Genomic DNA, 17,058 nt, shown 5'->3' with positions numbered 1-17,058 from the left:
CAACCTCAGAGCCGGCTGGGAACCGCGACACAACCGCCTGGGACGTTCCTGGCAGCATCTACCAGCGTGCTCCCAGCGATCTCCCAGGCACGAGTGCTTGACTGGGGTCATGCCTGAACGACGCATCCTCGTGGTTGACGACGAGGAGAACCTCCGCACCATGCTCGTCGCTGCCCTGCGCTACGAGGGTTACGACGTGATCCAATCCGCCGACGGCGCCGAGGGACTCAAGGCCGTGCGCGAGCACCGTCCCGACCTGGTGGTGCTCGACGTGATGATGCCGCACGTCGACGGCTTCCAGATGTGCCGGCGCATGCGTGAATCCGGCGACCGCACCCCCGTCATCTTCCTCACCGCGCGCGACTCGTCGACCGACAAGGTCGAGGGCCTCGGCATCGGCGGCGACGACTACCTCGACAAGCCCTTCAACCTTGACGAGTTGGTGGCCCGTGTCGAGGCCGTCTCGCGCCGGTTCGAGCACGCCCCCAGCGCCTCGGCGACCTACACGGTGGCGGACCTCGTGCTCGACGACATTTCGCATCGCGTCACCCGCGCAGGCGAGGAGATCCAGGCTCTCGCCCACCGAGTACCGCCTCCTGCAGCACCTCATGCGCAACGTGGGCAGGGTCCTCTCGCGCGGCCAACTCCTCGAGGCCGTCTGGGGCTATTCGCCCGACGACGACCCCTCGGTGGTGGAGACGTACATCGGGTACGTGCGCCGCAAGGTCGACGCGATCGAGCCCAAGCCTGATCCACACCATCCGCGGTGCCGGCTACACGCTGAGGGCGCCGTGACCTCTCGCCGTACCCTGTCGCTGCGCGACCGGCTCTTTGCCGGTCTCGCCGTGGTGGGACTCGTCGCGGTTGCGGTCGCGGTCATCGTCACGTTGACGACGCGCTCGTACCTGGTGTCGCAGGCTCGACGGACGACTGGACTCCTATGCGGGTCCCGCCATCATCGAGCAGCAGATCCGGCCCCTGTTCGAGACCGAGGACAGCGACGACTCACGCCGCTCGGAGGCCTGGCGGGGCTGGGTCGACTCCGACGGCATGCTGCACCAGGTGTCCTCGCCCACCGTCGAGGGTGCCACCGATGCGACACCCGTGCTGACGTACGACGACCTCACCGACTCGAGCAGCCTACCTCACGACGGCCTCGTCCGACGGCTCGGGCGACTTCCGCGTGCTGGTGCGTCCCTTCGGCAACGGTTGGGACATCACCGCCCTGCCTATGGACGATGTCGACTCCGCGACCGCCCGTCTTGTCCTCATCGAAGGCATCGGTATCGCGCTCATGGGCGCAGGCCTCGCGGCCGCCGCGTGGTGGGTGAACCGCCTGGGCATCGCGCCGATGCGACGCATGGTGTCCGCATCGGCTCAGGTGGCCGAGGGTGACCTCGATGTCCGCCTCGACACGGGCGCCGGCTCCACCGAGACCGATGAGTTAGCCCACTCACTTAATACGATGATCGGGACGTTGACCGCGTCCCTCGCCGAGCGCGAGCGGTCCGAGGCGAGGCTGCGTGAGTTCGTCGCCGATGCCTCGCATGAGCCTCCGCACGCCGCTCACGACGGTTCTCGGCTACGCCGAGCTCCACCGCCGCGGCGCCCTCGCGGGCACGGACGCCCAGGATGACGCCTGGAGCCGCACCGAGGCCGAGGCGGCGCGCATGCGCAGGCTCGTCGAGGACATGCTGACTCTCGCGAAGTACGACGCGGAGCCCGACCTCGAGCCTGCGCGACGTGTCCCTCGCGACCCTCGCCACCGAGATCGTCGCGAACGCCACGGTCGCGTACCCGGCGACGGAGTTCACGTTTGGCGGGGGTGACGCGGTGGCCCACGTGGACGGCGACCGCATGCGTCAGGCGCTCCTCAATGTGGTGGCCAACGCGGCGGTGCACGGCGGCCCGCACGTGACCGTCACGGTCGTGGCCGCGCCGGACGGCGCCCTGCTCACGGTGCACGACGACGGCCCTGGCATGGCGCCGGAGGTCGCGGCTCGCGCCACCGAGCGCTTCGTGCGCGGAGACACGTCGCGTCAGCGCGCCACCGGCGGCGCCGGCCTTGGGCTGGCCATCACGGCGGCCATCGTCGACGCCCACCACGGCTCGCTGGACGTCGCATCCGCCCCAGGCGACGGCACCACCATCACGATCGCACTGCCCGCGCCCAATTCCTCCCCAGCCGCCAGCGCCCCCTCAGCGCCAACCTCCCCGTAAGCACCCACCTCCGTGGTGTAGGAACGTCAGCGCTCATACGGCGGTGGCACCCATGTGGCAAGGTCTAGCCATGACTCGCGACGACGACCAGGCAAGACTCGCCGTTCTGATCGATGCCGACAACGCGCAAGCGAAGCACCTCGAGGCGCTCTTCAAGGAGATCGCGAAGTATGGTGCCGCCAGCGTGCGTCGCGCCTACGGAGACTGGGCCACCCCACAACTGGGTCCGTGGCGCGAGCCACTCCTCCAGCACTCGATTCAACCCATTCAGCAATTCGGCTACACGAAAGGCAAGAACGCCACCGACAGCGCGCTGATCATCGACGCGATGGACATCCTTCACGCCGGCAACGTCGACGGCTTCTGCATCGTGTCGAGTGACAGTGACTTCACGCGGCTCGCTGCCCGCATTCGCGAACAGGGGCTACGCGCTTATGGCTTCGGCGAAAAGAAGACACCGCAGCCCTTCGTCGCGGCGTGCGACACCTTCATCTATGTCGAGAATCTGGTACCCACCACACGCAAGGCAACCACGACATCGGCCGCATGGCATCAGGACCAGAAGGCTCAACGCCTTACTGAACGAAGCCGTGTCCACCGCCGCCCGCGACGATGACTGGGCCCACCTGGGCGCCGTCGGCAGCAACCTCGCTCGGCTGGCGTCCGACTTCGACTCGCGAACCTGGGGCTATAGCAAGCTCAAGGACCTTCTGATCGCGCACCCCGCCTTCGACATCAAGTACGAGTCACCCGGCGACGGCAAGCAGAAGGTCGTGCTCACGCGACGCAAGGGTGCGTGACCCCTACGTCCGCGCGACGTACGGAAACGCCACCGACGCGACGATCTCGTCCATGCCTGCCTGGATGACATCGGCCACATAGACCTCGCGGGATGGCATGTCCGGGTGGGGCGCACCATGCTGCGTGACCCACATGGCGACGGCATCGTAGGCGGCGAGAATGTCGGGGAACTCCAGTCCCGCACGGGTGACGTCGGTGTACGCCTCCTCGTGCTCTTCCTCGACCTTCAGCACGATGGCCCCCTCGGGTTCGGCGGGCCCGTCGATGACGATGCACACCTCGACGTAGGCACTGTGGTCGGGCGTGACCGGGCCGTGGAACACGACGTATGTGGGCCACTGCTCGGTGGTCGTCACGTCACGGAGGCCGGGGTGCCGCTCGGCCCAGCCGAAGAGTGAGTGGAATCCGGACATGATGAACTGCTCGAGTTCGGGTTGGAACAGGCTCTCGGCCGATGACCGCGAGCCTTGCGGCGTGGCACGGTGCGGGTGGTGATCTCCATGGGTGGTTGCCCCTCTCTGCGCAGGCGCGCGGTGACGTAGCGGCCGATGCCGCGGCGGCCGGAGTGATGACGCTCCTCGCGCACCCACCATTCCTGGTAGATCGCGAGCGCGTCCTCCGGGGCGGCGCGAAGAATTTCCGCCACCACCGCGAGCGGCACGTTCATGCGCCGCAGGTCGCCGATGAGAGTCGCCCGGGCGATCTGGTCCGGCGAGTACCGCCGGTAGGCTCGTGGCCGGGTCGACATGAGCGGGCGCCAGGAGGCCGTGCTCGTCGTAGTGCCGTAACGCCTTGATAGACAGGCGCGTCGCCTCCGCGAATTCGCCGATGCCGTACTGGCTTCCGTTCATGCTCGCCATCGTGGGACCTCCCCTGGAGGAGGGTCAAGCCCTCGCCGCCATTCTCTCGCCAGCACGCCCCTGGTGGCCCAGAATGCGGCACCCACGCACCCTTCACGCCGCAAATGCGGCCATTTGCGGCGCGAGGCGGGGGCTGGGGTGGGGGCGGTGGGGACGTCATCGAAGTGGGGGATCGAGTGGCATCGCGCACCGCACATGCCACTCGATCCCCCATCTCAGCCGCGAGTCACAGCGCCTGGTCGCCCATCCCCTCGCGCGAGACCTCCCAGCGCCGCGTCACGCCGAGGCTCGTCCACGAAGCCCTCGTCGTGGCTCACCACGATGAGCGCCCCGCGGTACCCGGTCAGCGCCTCCAAGAGGTGTGCGCGCGACGCGAAGTCGAGGTTGTTGGTGGGCTCGTCGAGCAGCAGGAGTTGAGGCGCGGGCCTCGCGAGCAGGACCGCCGCGAGCGCCGCGCGCAGTCGTTCCCCTCCCGACAGCCTGCGCGGCCAGCGCGTCCCCGGCCGCCCCACGGAACAGGAACCGTGCGAGCGCCTCGCGCACCTCGTGCGGACTCGCGCCAGGGGCGCGTCGCCGCACGTTCTCCACCACGGATAGCGACGGGTCAAGCACGTCAAGACGTTGCGGAAGGTAGCCGACCGGAACGCGCACGTCGACCGTGCCGCCGCGCGACTCCACCTCGCCGAGCAGGGTCCGCAGCAGCGTGGTCTTGCCCGCCCCGTTGCGGCCCGCGAGGACGATGCGCTCGGGGCCCTGGACCCGCGCGCTCACCTCGGCGCCGGTCGCCAGTTGGCATGCCTCGAGCATCAGGACGTCACGCCTGGCAGGCACGTCGGTGCCGGGGAGTTCGACCTTGATCTCGCGATCCCTGTCGGCGGCATCCTCCGCTCGCTGGAGCCGGTCCTTCGCATCGGCCAACCGGTCCTCGTGGATCCCGGTGACGCGCGCGAGCGTGGCCTGCGCCTGCCGCTTCTTGGCACTCGCGAGGATCTTGGGCATGTTCTCGGCCTTCACGGCGCCCACCTTGGCGCGCCTGGCCGCTCCCTCGACATACGAGCGCAGTTCACGATGCTGGCGGGACGCATCGGCCTTGGCCGACCGCACCTCCTGCTCGGCCGCCGCACGCTCGACGGCGAGCGCCTCCTCGTAGGCATCGATGGAACCGCCGAACCAGCGCAACGACCGCCTGCGCAGTTCGCCGATCGCCTCGACGCGCTCCAACACCCGCCGGTCGTGTGACACCACAAGCGTCGCCCCACGACGGGCCACGAGCGCATCGATGACCTGGGCTGTCGCCTCGGAATCAAGGTTGTTGGTGGGCTCGTCGAGCAGCAGGACGTCCGGCCGTTCGTGCAGCGCGGCCGCGAGCGCGAGCCGCGTGATCTCGCCACCGGAGAGCGCTCCGACGGCACGGTCGAGCGTGTCAGAGGGCAGGCCGAGGGACGCCAGCGTGGCCGCAGCGCGTTCCTCGGCGTCCCAATCATCGCCGATGACATCGAAGTGGGCGGGGTCCACGTCACCCGACTCGACGGCGCGGATGGCGGCGCGCACCTGCGCCAAGCCCATCACGGCATCGGCCGCCTGAGCCGGGTCGAGGGCCACGTCCTGAGGGACGTACGCGAGGCGTGGCGGACGCTGCACGGCCCCCGCCTGGGGCGTGAGGGAGCCGGAAAGGAGGCGTAGCAGCGTGGACTTGCCGACGCCGTTGGTGCCCACGAGCGCGGACAGGCCGGAGTCGACCGCGCCGGTCACGTCCTCGAGGACGCGGGTGCCGTCGGACCAGGAAAAGGAAAGGTGGGAGAAGGACAGGGAAGGCATAGGTTCTCGCAATGCGTCTGGTGGCAGGGATGCGCGTAGCCAGACTGAGCGTCTGGCGAACCTAGATCTTCAACGGAGCGTCCTTGGGGTCGGGAATGCGACGGGACCTACCTTAACCCTCCGAGTCCCAGTCGTAAAAGGGGCGCACCTCGATGGCGCCGAGGCGGGCCATCGGGTGGTCGGCCGCGATGGCCACCGCCTCGTCAAGCGAATCGCATTCCAACAGGTCGATGCCCGCGATGTCGCCATGCGACGGGTGGAACGGTCCCGGCGAGACCGTCAGGCCCGCCCCGCGCACGCGGACGATCCTGGCCTCGGCGGCATCGGCAAGCCGGTCGCCAAACACCCTCGCACCCGAGGCGTCGTGGGTCGACACCCAACGGTCGATGTCGTCCGGGCCCCCGGCGGGATCGTCCACGGGCTCGGTGAGGACCAGCATCAGGTATTTCATTGCGTCACGCTCCTGTCACCACGGCATCGGGATATCGGTGATGCGGTGGGCGTCATCGGGATGGTGCGGCAGCGGCCCACCGTCGCCGCGAATGCACAGCCACCGCAGCGGCTCGGGCGACTCGGGCACGCAGCGCCAGGTCCGCATCACGCCCTGGCCCACCCGAATGGTGGTGCCAGCGGCGACGTCCACCACATCGTCATCGAGCCCCATCTGACCCTTGCCCGCCAAAAAGAGGTATAGGCTCCTCATCCGACGAGTGTGCGTGCCAGTAGCCGGCCTCCTCGCCTGGGACCAGGGCATTCGCCGTGACCCCCACAAATTGCATGGGCAACTCGTGATCGAGAACACGGCGCCCATCCCGCATCGTGTTCTCGGCGAAGCCGCCGTGGAAGTCTCGCCACTCGTCGACGCTGCCGATCTCGATGCGCTGGTAATCGCTCATGCCGCCAGTGTTGCCGATGCCGGCGACCGTCGCTAGGCGAGTTTCTGCTTCACATAGGCGACGATGGCGTTCGCGTGCCCGTGGCCGATGCCGTGCTCGTCCTTCAGCACGGACACCACCTCCATGTGAGCCTTGCCCTCCTGCAACCCGGCGGCCGCGAGGTCAAGCCACTCCTGCATCGGCCTGCCGTACTTCTTTTCGATAGACGGGAAGTAGGAGACGGGGCCCGCGAGCCTTCTGGCCGGGCTCGAGGACCGGGGCGGGCACGGGGTGCGCGGCGGTCACGAGAGCACCTCCGCCTCAAGGCGCGCGTAGGAGGCTTCCATGCCGTCCACCATGCCGGTGCCGATGATCATGTCGCGCATCTCCGCGTTCGCGTACGTGATCACGAGGGTCAGCAGGGTGCCGTCCTCGTGGGGGGTGAGCGTGAGTTCGTTGACGTTGGGCTCCCCGGGCACGCCGACCATCGACTCGGTCGTGACCTCTCGGAACGGGGAGTCGGACTCCAGCAGGCTCGCCCGTGAAGCCGAACGGCTCGCCCGGGGTGCCCTCGTTGGGTGCCCACTCCTGACGGAAGGTGTCGCCCACCTCAAGCGCGGGCTCGGCCACGGTCATGGTCCACCCGTCGGGGCCCAGCAGCCAGCGCTTCATGAGCTCGGGCTCGTGGTGGGCCCGCCACACCTGCTCCACGGAGCCCCGGATCACGCGCGACACACGAATCTGCGTGTCCGACAGGATCTGCAATTCCGTGCCCTGGCCTGCGGCGAAGGAGGTGAGGTCGGCGAGCACGGCGTCGATCTGGCCCATGGCAGACGTCATGCCTTCCTCCATGCCCATGCCGAGCAGCCTGCTCGAGTTCTTCCGCGGAGTTGAAGTGGGTGGTGGTGACGAGCCGGGAGCCGTTCTCGGTCTCCTCGAACTGGAACGTCATGCGCATGCTGGGCATCTCGGCGTTCTCGTTGCCGTCCTCGGTGGCGAAGCCGTCGCGGACCTCGAAGGAGCGGCCGGGGTCAACGGCGAGGAACTCCCAGAAGCCTCCGGAGTGCTCGCCGTCAGGGCCGCTCATGAAGTAATGGAGCGGCCGCCGGGGAACACATCGTGCCTGGTGAAGGTGGCGGGCCAGCCTTCGGGGCCCCAGAACTTTTCGATCTGGCGGGGGTCGGTGTAGGCCTCCCAGAGACGCTGGCGGGTGGCGGTGAAGTCGGCGATCACGGTCATCGTGAGGGCCTCGGGGTCCTTGAGCACTTCGGTGATGGGCATGGTGTTGCCTCTCTGCGCGGTTACTTCTGCGGGGGTTCGTTGAGCAGGGCGTCCAGGCGGCCGATGCGGTCGCGCCAGATCTGCTCGTAGGCGTCCAGCAGGCGCTGGGCGCGACGGATGGCGTCGGGGTTGCCGCGAACGATGCGTTCACGGCCGTGGGGTCGCTTGGTCACCAGACCGGCTCCCTCCAGGACTGCGACGTGCTTTTGCACCGCCGCGAAGGACATGTCGTACGCACCGGCGAGGTCGGAGACCGATGCCTCGGTGGCGAGGGTGCGGCGGACGATGTCGCGGCGTGTGGCGTCGGCGAGGGCCCGGAAGATGCGGTCCACCTCGTCGTCGGTTAGGCTCGACTGGCGTATTTACAACCATGTGGTTGTACGTTACGCGCCCGGGTGGGGTTCGTCAACAGATACATCCGCCCCCTTCCCGACTGGTGGATTTTGGTCAGTGAAGGGCCCTTATTCGACCAGAATCAACCAGTCGGGCAGGGGGCGGAGGCGCGCCGGAGGCAGTCGGGCAGGAGGCGGGGGCGACTGCGGGCGAGTCCGGGCCGCTAACCCTCGCCGCCTGAGTAGAGCCGCTGGAGCCTCCTCGAAGTGCGCGTCCTGCGGCACCTGCGCAGGCATGACCCCTGCGAGGTACTGCGCGAGCCGGTCAAGGTGCCAGTGCCATCCGGCCGCGTAGTCGGGATGGTGCGGATCGGGGCCCAGGTGATCAAAGGTCAACGCCGTACGGTCACCGGCCTCGTCGAGCATGATGATCACGTGCCAGCGGCCCTCCGGGGCGCCCCAGGCATACTCGAGCAACTGCAATTCGTCCCACGCGAGCACGTCGCCGCGCATGGTGCCGTACTCCCCCAGGTCCGATGTCACCGCACCTCCCGCGCGCGGCTCGAACTCGAGCGGGAACGCCCAGGCGCCCGTGCCCTCGAGCGTCGTGACGGCATCCCAGACGGCACGGAGGTCGGCGGCGAGGGTGCGTTCGAACCGCAGCACGTCCATCCCGTCCTGGTGAATCACCCGTCCCTGGTCGGCGGGGTCAAGCGTGGCGTCGTCGTCCATCCCGTCCTGGTGAATCACCCGTCCCTGGTCGGCGGGGTCAAGCGTGGCGTCGTCGTCCATGACGCCAGTGTGCCGGGGACCACGCGGGCCTGCACGGCGAGCAGGGCATGGCGGCCCTAGGCTCGGCCCCATGACCATCGCGTCGACGCTCGTCGTCATCCTCGCGGCCGGCCTCGCCGCGCAACTGCTCGCCGCGCGCCTGCGCATCCCCGCCATCGTGGTGCTCATCGCGACGGGGCTGCTGCTGGGCCCCATCACGGGCGTCGTCACGGTGCCTGCCGGTTCCGAGGAGGTCTCGGCACTCATCGGGCTCGGCGTCGCCGTGGTGCTGTTCGAGGGCGCGATGGACCTGCGGTTCGGCGAGATCGAACGCGTCGGCAAGGGCATCAGGCGCCTCACACTCGTGGGCCCGCCGGTCGCCATGATCCTGGGCGCGCTCGCCGCGCACTACGTCGGCGGCCTCGAATGGCCGGTCGCCTGGGTCCTGGGTGCGCTGCTCGTCGTCACCGGCCCCACCGTCATCATTCCGCTGCTGCGCCAGGCGAACCTCAACAAGGAGTCGTCCTCGCTGCTGAAGTGGGAGGGGATCATCAACGACCCCATCGGCGTGCTCCTCGCGATGCTCACGTTGCTGTACATCCTCATCGTCGACGCGGGCGCCGACGGCGACCTCGAGTTCATCGCCCGCGGCCTCGGCATCGCCGCCGTGGTGGTCACCGTGGTGGGCGCCATCATCACCGCCGTCGTCCTCGGCGGAGGCCTGGGCTACGCGCTTGGCACGGTGTTCCGGCGCGGCTGGGTGCCCGCGCACCTCAAGTCGCCGCTGCTGCTGGTGTCCGTGCTGGTGGTCTCCAGCCTCGCGGACATCGTGGTCGACGAGTCCGGCCTGCTCGCCGTGACCCTCATGGGTGTGGTGCTGGGCAACATGAACCTGGCGGAGCGCGAGCAACTCCTGGACTTCAAGGAGGGCCTCTCGGTGGTCATCCTGTCCGCGCTGTTCATCATCATCCCCGCGCAGTTGGACCTCGACCAGCCTGCTGGAGATCAACTGGCGCATCATCGCGTTCGTGGTGGTGCTCATGTTTGTGGTGCGCCCTCTCACCGTGGCGCTCGTCACCATCGGCTCCCCCATCCGCAAGGCTGACCGCATCCTGATGGGCTGGATCGCGCCGCGCGGCATAGTGGCGGCGGCCACCGCGGGTGTGTTCGGCCCGGAACTGATCGAGGCCGGTTACGAGGACGGCGCGGTGTTCCTGCCCACCGTGTTCCTCGTCATCATCGTCACCGTGCTCGCGCACGGCTTCTCGCTGGGCTGGCTCTCGCGCCGTCTTGGCCTGTCGGCGGGAGCCTAAGAACGGCCTCCTCATCGTGGGTGCCTCGCCGTTCGCTCAGTCGCTTGCGACCACGCTGCAGCGGCTCCAGGTCTCGGTTTTGGTGGCCGATGGCACCTATCAGCGTTTGCAGCGGCTGCGCATGGCGGGGGTGCCCACCTACTTCGGTGAGATTCTCTCGGAGCACGCGGAGCGCACCCTCGAGACGGCGAACCTGTCCTATCTGCTGTGCGCCTCTGACAACGACTACTACAACGCGCTCGTGTCCCGCTCGGAGGGAACCGAGTTCGGTTATCACCGGACGTTCCAGTTGGCCACGCACTCCGAGAGCGCCAACGAACTGCGCCGCCTCACCTTCCAGCGCCGCGGCTCGATCGCGTTCGACGGCCGCTACGACTGGTTCGCGCTCGATGAGCGGGTCGCGTCCGGGTGGTCCATCCACACCACCAAACTCACCGAGGGGTTCGGTTGGCAGGCGTGGCGCGAACGCCAGGACGAACGCGGCGTCGAATGGATGCTCGTGGGCGCCGTCGATGCGGAGGGGCCTTCCGGCTGTACTCACACGACCAGGAGTTCATCCCCGCAGCCGGCGCGACGGTGCTCTACTTCGCTCCCGACCATTCGAAGCGCGAGCGTGCGGCCGAGCGCGCCAGCCACACCGCGGCGGTGCCCGTCATCGAGGGCTAGGGCCGGCTACGCCTCGCGCACCCGCGCAATGACCTGGGCGTACTGGTCGGTTTCCACCATGCCGGGGATGCCGAAACGCTCGCCCACCACCGTGAAGGGCACGCCCGTGGCACCCATCGCGGAGGCTTGAGCGTGCTCGCCGCGGACGGTCTCGGCGTGCGTGTCCGAGGCGAGGACGGCCTCGCCCTTGGCGCGGTCGAGGCCCGCCTCCACGGCGACGTCGAGCAGTGCGGCGTGATCGGTGATGTCGAGCGTGCCGCCAAAGTGGCCGCGCTGGATGGCCTCGCGCACGTCGAGGGCGAGGGCGGCGGAGTCCTCGGCGGCCTCTGCGATCAGCCGATGCGCGGGAAGGGTGTCGCCGACCACGCGGTCGTTGGTGAAGGGCAGGCCCTCGGCGTGGGCGAGGTCGACGATGCGCTGCTGGCTGGCGGCGACCTGCTCCTCGGAGCCGCCGAACTTCCTGGCGAGGTAGGTCAGCACGCTTTCGCGTTCGCCTCCCTCGGGGTTCGCCTGGAACGCGCGGGGCACGATCTCGACGGAGGCGTCGGCGGCCTTGCGCAGGCGCGCCTCGCCGATGTAGCAGAAGGGGCAGACGATGTCCGCCCACACGTCAACGGTTACGGGGGTGTCAGAGCTCATGACCATGGAACTTACATGAAGGCTCAACGATTCCCGGCGTCTGCACAGGGACTCGGTCGGGCCGACGCTCAGAACGCGTCGCCGGAGCCCTCGTCCACGTGGTCCATCACGCGATACGCGAGCGCGATGGTGGTCAGCAGCGGATCGGTGCCCCCGGTGGTGACGTGCGACGACGGATCCACCACGCGCACGTTGGTGTGTCCCCACACGCGGCCGAGCGGATCGATCACGGACTTCGACGGATCGCTTCCCATGCGGGCCGTGCCGGTCTGGCGCGCCTCGGCCCCCGCACCGGGACGCCGCGCGGTCTGGGTCGCGCCCGCCTCACGAAGCCACTGCTCGGCGCGGTTCGCGAGCAGGTCGCACAGCCGCGCGTCCTCGGGATGCGGCTCGCGCGAGATGCGCACCACCGGCACACCCCACGCGTCCACGGCGGAGCGATCCAGGGTGACCCTGGCATCGGCCCTGGGGATGGCGTGGCCCATGCCCGCCACGCGCTGCATGCGCGGCATGAGCCGCGCGAGCGTAGGCAGCACCTCGTCGCCCGCCATCGGCACCAGGCCCGCGCCCTGGAGCGCCGCGAGCGCCGATGCGGGCGTGGGCACGTACTCGTTCGCGAGCACCGCGCCGCCCACGTGCCCGGCGTTGCCGTGACGGAAGTCGAGGGTTGCGATCGCTGGGCCGGGCCCCAGGCCGTCGTTGACGGCATCGTCGAAGACGCCGAGTACCTCCACGCCGGGGCGGCCCTGGAGGTTGCGTCCCACCTGGTCGTAGGCGTTGCCGAGCCCGTCGGGCTCCCGAGCGGTGCGGGTCGACAGCATGAGCCGTGCCGTCTCCACGGCCCCGGCGGCGAGCACCACTTCGTCGGCCGAGATGCGCTCCTCCCAGGTGCCGTCCGCGTCGACTCCACGCACCACGGCGCCCGTAATGCGCCCGTCGGCGTCCGCGATCAGTTCGCTGACGCGGGCATCGAGCACAATCGACGTCCGCGACGTGCGGGCGGCACGCCACAGGGCCGTGTTCTGGCTGCCGGCCTTCGCGCCGATGGGGCACGAGAAGCCGATGCACTGCGCGCACCGCACGCAGGCGGGGCGTCCGCGATACGGCTCGGAGTTGATCAACAGCGGCACGGACTGCGTGGTCCATCCCAGCCGCTCGGCAGCCTCCCTCAGCACTCCCGAGGGGCGGGTGCGCGGCATCGGCGGCAGCGGGAACGGCGCCGAGCGATGTCCCTCGTTGATGCCGTGGCCCTGCGCGCCCGAGACGCCCCACTCGAACTCGGCGTGCGCGTAGTACGGCTCGAGTTCGTCGTAGGTGACGGGCCAGTCGGCGAGCGAGGACCGCTCGGGCACGCCGTAGGTCGAAGCGAGCGCAAAGTCCTGGGGCGCGTACCGCCATGCCTGGGCGCCCGAGACGCGGGTGCCGCCCCCCAGGCCAAACGCGCCGATGCTCCAGCGCGCCGCCGTGGGGTCCGCCAGGAGCCTCGTCATGAATCGCGTGCGGGTTTCCGAGCACGGGCAGCCCCGCGAGTGCCCCCAGGCCCGCGTCGGCGCGGGCGGTGCGAAGGTGGTCGCGGGCAAGTTCCGGCGTGGAGGGCATGCCGCCGCGTTCCACGACCAAGACGGTGCGGCCCGACTGCGCCAGGCTCCTGCGCGGCGATGCCTCCGCCCGCGCCGGAGCCCACGATGATCGCGTCGTAGCGAGAGGTGAGGCCGCGGCGGTCCACGACGCATGCCACCACCTCCTCGGGCAGGTCGGTGCCCACGGGCATCGGCTCCGCGGACGGCGCCCAGCCGAGCGCGGTCCACGCCCCTGGCATCGCGACGCCGATCTGCCCCACGAGCGAGGCGAACCAGCGCGCATCCGCGTCGTTCAGGTGCGCGGGCAGCCTGCGCGGGCGTGAACCGGGCGGTCAGGTCGTCGAGTCGCGTGACCCATGACGGGTGGTCATGACGCAGGACGGACCGTAGGCTCCGTGACGATGTCGGCGGCGCCCGCGCGCGACCAGACACCGTCTGGAAGCACCGCCCTCACCCACGTGGCGAGGGCGTCGTCGTCGACCCCGGTCATGGCGCCAAGCCTAAAGCCGCCAGGTGACGCCGATGTTTCACTCCCGGCGCCAGGCATCGGCCGCGACGGCCCTGATGCCGCCCGGGTTCAGGCGGCCGATGCGGTGGCAGCCTTGGCGCCGAGGCGGCGGTAGGCGAGGCCGAGCGCGAAGGCGGCGAGCCCCGCGACGGCGAGGACGCCCGCCCCTGCTGCGCCGACGGCACCCACGGCGGAGGCGAGCGCGACCGCGACGATGATGCCCATGAGGCCATAGATGAGGGGTTCGGAGGCGCCCGCGACGGCCAGCAGCGGGAGCGCGAGGTACTCGGCTCCGCTGTTGGCGTTGAGCATCACGGCCCACAACATCACCAGGAGGCCCCACCAGATGAGGTGGGACGAGGTGCGGAACGCGAGGCCACCAGCGGCGAACACCGCGGCGAACAACACCACGCCGAGGATGGTGCTCAGCGGCGCACCACCCGCCTCGCTCCAGGCCTGCACGATGGCCACCACCGATGCGGCGACGAGGGCGGCGCCAAGAAGGACGCGGAGGGACAGGGCGAGTGCGGGGCGGGACTGCATGGGCTTGATTCTCGCAAACGGTGCGGGGTGCGGGCGACCTTCGAGCCTTCGGCACACCAGGCGTAGGGTGAGAGACATGCCCTCGACCGACGCCGGGCTCGCATGAGCCGCACGTTTGCGTCGCTGGGCTACTTCAATTACCGCCTGTGGTTCGCGGGAGCGCTGGTGTCCAACGTGGGCACCTGGATGCAGCGCGTCGCGCAGGACTGGCTGGTCCTGACCGTCCTGTCCGAGGACTCCGGCATCGCGGTGGGCACCGTCACGGCGCTGCAATTCCTGCCATTCCTGCTGCTGGGGCCCTTCGCGGGCGTGCTCGTGGACCGCGTCGACCAGCGCAAGGCTCCTCATCGCCACGCAGGTCGCGGCGGGCACGCTCGGCATCGGCCTTGGCGTCATCGTGCTGGCCGGTCACGCGCAGTTGTGGCACGTGTATCTGTTCGCGTTCGGGCTCGGGGTGGTCTCGGCGGTCGATGTGCCCGCGCGTCAGACTTTCGTCGCGGCGCTCGTTCCTCCCGAGGGCCTGTCCAACGCGGTCGGCCTTAACAGCGCGTCGTTCAACGCCGCCCGCCTCATCGGGCCCGCCGTGGCGGGCCTCACGGTCGCGTGGATCGGCATCGGCTGGGTGTTCATCGTCAACGGCCTCACCTTTGCCGCCACCGTGGTGGCGCTGCTCGTCATGCGCCGGGCCGAACTCAGCGACGTCGAGCGGGCGCCGCGCGAGAAGGGCCAGGTGCGCCAGGGCATCCGCTACGTGCGCGGGCGCACCGACATCATCATGGTGATGGTCGTGGTGTCGGTCGTCGCGGCGCTCGGGCTGAACTTCCAGATGACCAGCGCACTGATGGCGCGCGTCGAGTTCGGGCGCGGGCCCGAGGACTACGGCCTCATGGGGTCGGTGCTAGCCATCGGCTCCCTGGGAGGCGCGCTGCTGGCCGCGCGGCGCGAACGCCCGCGGCTACGTCTGGTGCTGGGCGCGGCGGGACTCTTCGGCCTGTCGAGCGCGGTGATGGCGTCGATGCCCAACTACGGGCTCTACATGCTGGCCTCGGTGGCCGTGGGCTTCTCGCAACTCACGATGTTGACCAGCGCGAACGCGTATGTGCAGACCACCACCGAGCCGTTCATGCGTGGCCGCGTGATGGCGCTCTACTCGATGCTCCTCATGGGTTCCACGCCCATCGGCGCTCCCATCGTGGGCTGGGTGGGCGAGAACGTGGGGGCGCGCTGGTCGATTGGCGTCGGATCGATCGCGGCGATCGCGGTCGCGGTGGCGTGCACCATGTGGGCCGTGCAGCACTGGAACCTCGAGGTGACGTACCACCGGCATCGGCCCGTCCTGGAGTTCACCTACCCGAATCGGGTGAACTCCAGGGACGATGCCGTGCTCAGGCTGCGCGCTCAGCAGATCGAGGACACCTCGTCACAGCCGTAGCCGCTCGGGCTCTTGGGTGCCGAGCAGGCTCGGGCCGCTAGGCGCGCGGTGTGGTGCCGGGGCCGCCCTCGGCGTGCGGCTCATCGCGCACCTGGTGGTGGTCGACGTACCCCTCGGTGACCTGCGTGTGGGTGGTGTTGCGGCGCTGGCCGCTCACGATGAGCGAGATGATGATGCCGAGCGCACCGGCCGCCATCAGGATCCAGCCGACCATGCCGAGGTCGATGGCGTCGACCGATTCGTTGAGGGCAAAGGCGAGGATCGCTCCGACGGCGATGAGGAAGATTCCGGAACCGATGGCCATGTTCTTCTCCTGACGTTGACGGCGACGCTGCTGTTCACGCACATGCGGTGGGGACCATCCCCGGAAGGCGCCGCCTGCACCGGTTCCAACAGACCTCCAACCAGGAGTTATTCCCGCGGCCCCACGGGTGCCGCCGTCGGCATCGGCCCTACTGGCCGCCAATCCCCGTGCTGTCGTTGGCCTTGCCGCACGCGGTGAAGAGCGCGTGGAGCCGCTCCTGAGCCGTCCCCTCCGCGCGGTACTCGACGGCGATCTCCTCGCCGTCCACCTCGATCCAGGCGGGGAACACGTAGGTCTTCTTCGATTCGGCGAAGGCGTGGGCGTCGCACCGGCTGGCGCGGATGGTGACGGGCACCGTGGCCGATGCCTGGGCCGGCTCGAGCGTCACGGGGACCGCGTCCTGCGCCGGCTCGAGCGAGAAGATCACGTTGCCCCGCAGCAGGGTCAGGGTCGCGGCCGCGTCGGAGGAGCCTCGGGTCAACGTGACGACCGTGCTGAGGGCGTCCCCGTCGAGCGTCCAGAGGTCGGGCGAGGTCGCGAATCCCGGCTGGGCGGCGTCGGTCGCCACCTTCATGGCGCACTCCTCGGCGTTGATCTCCGCGAGCGCCGTGTCCTCGAGGACCACCTCGGTCGCGGTCAGGGCCGTACCGTCCTTGGCCCGCACGTCGACGGTCGCGATGGTGTCCCCGTTCCCGGCGGGGCACACGGGCTCACCGAGCGGCACGCGCAGGCGCGCGTCGTCGCCGTTGATGAGGAGCACGTTGGTGGGCACCGTGCCCGATGACGTGAAGTAGGGCGACGTCATGGAGACCGAGGCGACGATGCCGCGCGGCTCGCTTGTGGCGGTGACCCGGACCTCGACCTTCCGGTCCGCCTCGAGGGTGCGCTGACGGACGATGGTGCCGGTGGGGGCAATGGTGGGCGCCTCGGGGCCTGGCGCGGCAGTCTGCGTGGGGGTCGGCGTGACCGCGGTGCCGCCGTCGCCGGAGCACGCCGCGAGGAGCGTCAACGTGAGCACGCTGACGCCCCAGCCCACCCCTGGCCGACGCATGCGCCCAGTGTGCCTCCGCGAGCGCCGTGCCGCCCAGCGCTGTGTCCACGCGTGCGCCACAATG

28 protein-coding genes and 5 pseudogenes are annotated in these 17,058 nt (G+C 69.6%); 13 read left to right on the top strand and 20 right to left on the bottom strand.

Annotated elements, in window-relative coordinates; translation table 11 throughout:
• Positions 1 to 109 precede the first annotated feature (109 nt).
• Positions 110 to 397 (top strand): annotated as a pseudogene (locus QQK48_RS19770) (response regulator); the annotation flags it as partial.
• A 211-nt stretch (positions 398 to 608) separates the two neighbouring features.
• Positions 609 to 686, top strand: a pseudogene (locus QQK48_RS19765) (winged helix-turn-helix domain-containing protein); the annotation flags it as partial.
• Between the two features lie 252 nt (positions 687 to 938).
• On the opposite strand, the gene QQK48_RS09245 reads toward QQK48_RS19765, so the two are convergent.
• Positions 939 to 1,127: a hypothetical protein gene (locus QQK48_RS09245; RefSeq protein ID WP_284328271.1), complete on the bottom strand. Its 189-nt coding sequence runs from the start codon at positions 1,125 to 1,127 to the stop codon at positions 939 to 941.
• A 56-nt stretch (positions 1,128 to 1,183) separates the two neighbouring features.
• Between QQK48_RS09245 and QQK48_RS09240 the strand changes: the two genes are divergently transcribed.
• From QQK48_RS09240 to QQK48_RS09220, 5 genes are all read left to right on the top strand, one after another.
• Positions 1,184 to 1,636 (top strand): HAMP domain-containing protein, encoded by a 453-nt coding sequence (locus QQK48_RS09240; protein WP_284328270.1) that lies wholly within the window; start codon positions 1,184 to 1,186, stop codon positions 1,634 to 1,636.
• Positions 1,548 to 1,829 (top strand): histidine kinase dimerization/phospho-acceptor domain-containing protein, encoded by a 282-nt coding sequence (locus tag QQK48_RS09235; RefSeq protein ID WP_284328269.1) that lies wholly within the window; start codon positions 1,548 to 1,550, stop codon positions 1,827 to 1,829. Before QQK48_RS09240 ends, QQK48_RS09235 begins: the two co-directional genes overlap by 89 nt.
• On the top strand, positions 1,744 to 2,220 hold the full coding sequence (locus QQK48_RS09230) for a sensor histidine kinase (RefSeq protein ID WP_284328268.1): 477 nt from the start codon (positions 1,744 to 1,746) through the stop codon (positions 2,218 to 2,220). The genes QQK48_RS09235 and QQK48_RS09230 overlap by 86 nt, the downstream gene beginning before the upstream one ends.
• 70 nt (positions 2,221 to 2,290) lie before the next feature.
• A complete protein-coding gene (locus QQK48_RS09225; protein ID WP_284328267.1) occupies positions 2,291 to 2,836 on the top strand; it encodes an NYN domain-containing protein in 546 nt (181 codons plus the stop codon).
• Positions 2,811 to 3,020, top strand: a complete 210-nt coding sequence (locus tag QQK48_RS09220; protein ID WP_284328266.1) for an OST-HTH/LOTUS domain-containing protein — start codon at positions 2,811 to 2,813, stop codon at positions 3,018 to 3,020. Before QQK48_RS09225 ends, QQK48_RS09220 begins: the two co-directional genes overlap by 26 nt.
• Before the next feature lie 3 nt (positions 3,021 to 3,023).
• Here QQK48_RS09220 and QQK48_RS09215 read toward each other — a convergent pair whose 3' ends face one another.
• From QQK48_RS09215 to QQK48_RS09200, 5 genes and pseudogenes are all read right to left on the bottom strand, one after another.
• A complete protein-coding gene (locus QQK48_RS09215; protein ID WP_284328265.1) occupies positions 3,024 to 3,881 on the bottom strand; it encodes a MerR family transcriptional regulator in 858 nt (285 codons plus the stop codon).
• A 215-nt stretch (positions 3,882 to 4,096) separates the two neighbouring features.
• On the bottom strand, positions 4,097 to 4,393 hold the full coding sequence (locus QQK48_RS21675) for an AAA family ATPase (protein ID WP_431308323.1): 297 nt from the start codon (positions 4,391 to 4,393) through the stop codon (positions 4,097 to 4,099).
• A 7-nt stretch (positions 4,394 to 4,400) separates the two neighbouring features.
• Positions 4,401 to 5,699: pseudogene (locus tag QQK48_RS09210) on the bottom strand (ATP-binding cassette domain-containing protein); the annotation flags it as partial.
• Positions 5,700 to 5,811: 112 nt separating this feature from the next.
• Positions 5,812 to 6,138 carry a YciI family protein gene (locus QQK48_RS09205; protein ID WP_284328263.1) on the bottom strand — a complete coding sequence of 109 codons (327 nt, stop codon included), beginning with the start codon at positions 6,136 to 6,138 and terminating at the stop codon, positions 5,812 to 5,814.
• 27 nt (positions 6,139 to 6,165) lie between these two features.
• A complete protein-coding gene (locus QQK48_RS09200) occupies positions 6,166 to 6,402 on the bottom strand; it encodes a cupin domain-containing protein (protein WP_284328262.1) in 237 nt (78 codons plus the stop codon).
• Between the two features lie 13 nt (positions 6,403 to 6,415).
• On the opposite strand from QQK48_RS09200, the gene QQK48_RS09195 reads away from it, so the two are divergent.
• A complete protein-coding gene (locus QQK48_RS09195; RefSeq protein ID WP_284328261.1) occupies positions 6,416 to 6,631 on the top strand; it encodes a hypothetical protein in 216 nt (71 codons plus the stop codon).
• Here the strand turns inward: QQK48_RS09195 and QQK48_RS09190 are convergent.
• The 7 genes from QQK48_RS09190 to QQK48_RS09170 form a co-directional block, all read right to left on the bottom strand.
• Positions 6,628 to 6,774 carry a DUF4287 domain-containing protein gene (locus QQK48_RS09190; RefSeq protein WP_431308322.1) on the bottom strand — a complete coding sequence of 49 codons (147 nt, stop codon included), beginning with the start codon at positions 6,772 to 6,774 and terminating at the stop codon, positions 6,628 to 6,630. The genes QQK48_RS09195 and QQK48_RS09190 overlap by 4 nt on opposite strands.
• The gene (locus tag QQK48_RS09185) at positions 6,758 to 6,880 is read right to left on the bottom strand and encodes a hypothetical protein (protein ID WP_284328260.1); all 123 of its coding nucleotides are present in this window, start codon (positions 6,878 to 6,880) and stop codon (positions 6,758 to 6,760) included. The genes QQK48_RS09190 and QQK48_RS09185 overlap by 17 nt, the downstream gene beginning before the upstream one ends.
• 15 nt (positions 6,881 to 6,895) lie before the next feature.
• Positions 6,896 to 7,246 (bottom strand): hypothetical protein, encoded by a 351-nt coding sequence (locus QQK48_RS19760; protein WP_348523566.1) that lies wholly within the window; start codon positions 7,244 to 7,246, stop codon positions 6,896 to 6,898.
• Positions 7,185 to 7,661, bottom strand: a complete 477-nt coding sequence (locus tag QQK48_RS19755; protein WP_348523565.1) for an SRPBCC family protein — start codon at positions 7,659 to 7,661, stop codon at positions 7,185 to 7,187. Before QQK48_RS19755 ends, QQK48_RS19760 begins: the two co-directional genes overlap by 62 nt.
• The gene (locus QQK48_RS19750) at positions 7,658 to 7,855 is read right to left on the bottom strand and encodes an SRPBCC family protein (protein ID WP_348523564.1); all 198 of its coding nucleotides are present in this window, start codon (positions 7,853 to 7,855) and stop codon (positions 7,658 to 7,660) included. Before QQK48_RS19750 ends, QQK48_RS19755 begins: the two co-directional genes overlap by 4 nt.
• A gap of 20 nt (positions 7,856 to 7,875) precedes the next feature.
• Entirely contained in the window at positions 7,876 to 8,187 is a 312-nt protein-coding gene (locus tag QQK48_RS09175; protein ID WP_284328259.1) for an ArsR/SmtB family transcription factor, read from the bottom strand.
• Positions 8,188 to 8,316: 129 nt separating this feature from the next.
• On the bottom strand, positions 8,317 to 8,979 hold the full coding sequence (locus tag QQK48_RS09170; protein WP_284328258.1) for an SRPBCC domain-containing protein: 663 nt from the start codon (positions 8,977 to 8,979) through the stop codon (positions 8,317 to 8,319).
• Between the two features lie 70 nt (positions 8,980 to 9,049).
• Here QQK48_RS09170 and QQK48_RS09165 point away from each other — a divergent pair, with 70 nt between their 5' ends.
• The 3 genes and pseudogenes from QQK48_RS09165 to QQK48_RS09155 form a co-directional block, all read left to right on the top strand.
• A complete protein-coding gene (locus tag QQK48_RS09165; RefSeq protein WP_284328257.1) occupies positions 9,050 to 10,063 on the top strand; it encodes a cation:proton antiporter domain-containing protein in 1,014 nt (337 codons plus the stop codon).
• Entirely contained in the window at positions 10,008 to 10,271 is a 264-nt protein-coding gene (locus QQK48_RS09160; protein WP_284328256.1) for a cation:proton antiporter domain-containing protein, read from the top strand. The genes QQK48_RS09165 and QQK48_RS09160 overlap by 56 nt, the downstream gene beginning before the upstream one ends.
• A 16-nt stretch (positions 10,272 to 10,287) precedes the next feature.
• Positions 10,288 to 10,593: pseudogene (locus QQK48_RS09155) on the top strand (NAD-binding protein); the annotation flags it as partial.
• A 350-nt stretch (positions 10,594 to 10,943) separates the two neighbouring features.
• Here the strand turns inward: QQK48_RS09155 and QQK48_RS09150 are convergent.
• The 5 genes from QQK48_RS09150 to QQK48_RS09130 all read right to left on the bottom strand — a co-directional run bounded on the left by QQK48_RS09150 (position 10,944) and on the right by QQK48_RS09130 (position 14,207).
• Complete coding sequence (locus QQK48_RS09150; protein ID WP_284328255.1) at positions 10,944 to 11,576, bottom strand: DsbA family oxidoreductase; 633 nt, start codon at positions 11,574 to 11,576, stop codon at positions 10,944 to 10,946.
• Between the two features lie 68 nt (positions 11,577 to 11,644).
• Positions 11,645 to 13,066, bottom strand: coding sequence for a GMC oxidoreductase (locus tag QQK48_RS09145; RefSeq protein ID WP_284328254.1), 1,422 nt, complete (start codon positions 13,064 to 13,066; stop codon positions 11,645 to 11,647).
• Positions 13,063 to 13,416 carry a hypothetical protein gene (locus QQK48_RS09140; protein WP_284328253.1) on the bottom strand — a complete coding sequence of 118 codons (354 nt, stop codon included), beginning with the start codon at positions 13,414 to 13,416 and terminating at the stop codon, positions 13,063 to 13,065. Before QQK48_RS09140 ends, QQK48_RS09145 begins: the two co-directional genes overlap by 4 nt.
• 107 nt (positions 13,417 to 13,523) lie before the next feature.
• On the bottom strand, positions 13,524 to 13,646 hold the full coding sequence (locus QQK48_RS09135) for a hypothetical protein (RefSeq protein ID WP_284328251.1): 123 nt from the start codon (positions 13,644 to 13,646) through the stop codon (positions 13,524 to 13,526).
• An 87-nt stretch (positions 13,647 to 13,733) separates the two neighbouring features.
• Positions 13,734 to 14,207 (bottom strand): hypothetical protein, encoded by a 474-nt coding sequence (locus tag QQK48_RS09130; protein WP_284328250.1) that lies wholly within the window; start codon positions 14,205 to 14,207, stop codon positions 13,734 to 13,736.
• 102 nt (positions 14,208 to 14,309) lie between these two features.
• Between QQK48_RS09130 and QQK48_RS19745 the strand changes: the two are divergent.
• A pseudogene (locus QQK48_RS19745) lies at positions 14,310 to 14,486 on the top strand (MFS transporter); the annotation flags it as partial.
• Between the two features lie 118 nt (positions 14,487 to 14,604).
• Positions 14,605 to 15,639, top strand: a complete 1,035-nt coding sequence (locus tag QQK48_RS09125) for an MFS transporter (RefSeq protein ID WP_348523563.1) — start codon at positions 14,605 to 14,607, stop codon at positions 15,637 to 15,639.
• Positions 15,640 to 15,676: 37 nt separating this feature from the next.
• On the opposite strand, the gene QQK48_RS09120 is transcribed toward QQK48_RS09125, so the two are convergent.
• Both QQK48_RS09120 and QQK48_RS09115 read right to left on the bottom strand, forming a co-directional pair.
• Complete coding sequence (locus QQK48_RS09120; RefSeq protein ID WP_284328249.1) at positions 15,677 to 15,985, bottom strand: DUF6458 family protein; 309 nt, start codon at positions 15,983 to 15,985, stop codon at positions 15,677 to 15,679.
• 106 nt (positions 15,986 to 16,091) lie between these two features.
• The gene (locus QQK48_RS09115) at positions 16,092 to 16,994 is read right to left on the bottom strand and encodes a hypothetical protein (RefSeq protein WP_284328248.1); all 903 of its coding nucleotides are present in this window, start codon (positions 16,992 to 16,994) and stop codon (positions 16,092 to 16,094) included.
• Positions 16,995 to 17,058: the final 64 nt, after the last annotated feature.

This window comes from Demequina litorisediminis, assembly GCF_030161615.1.
Taxonomy (GTDB): domain Bacteria; phylum Actinomycetota; class Actinomycetes; order Actinomycetales; family Demequinaceae; genus Demequina; species Demequina litorisediminis.
The sequence above is the reverse complement of the archived record's forward strand: the minus strand, read 5'-3'. Positions and strand labels throughout refer to the sequence as shown.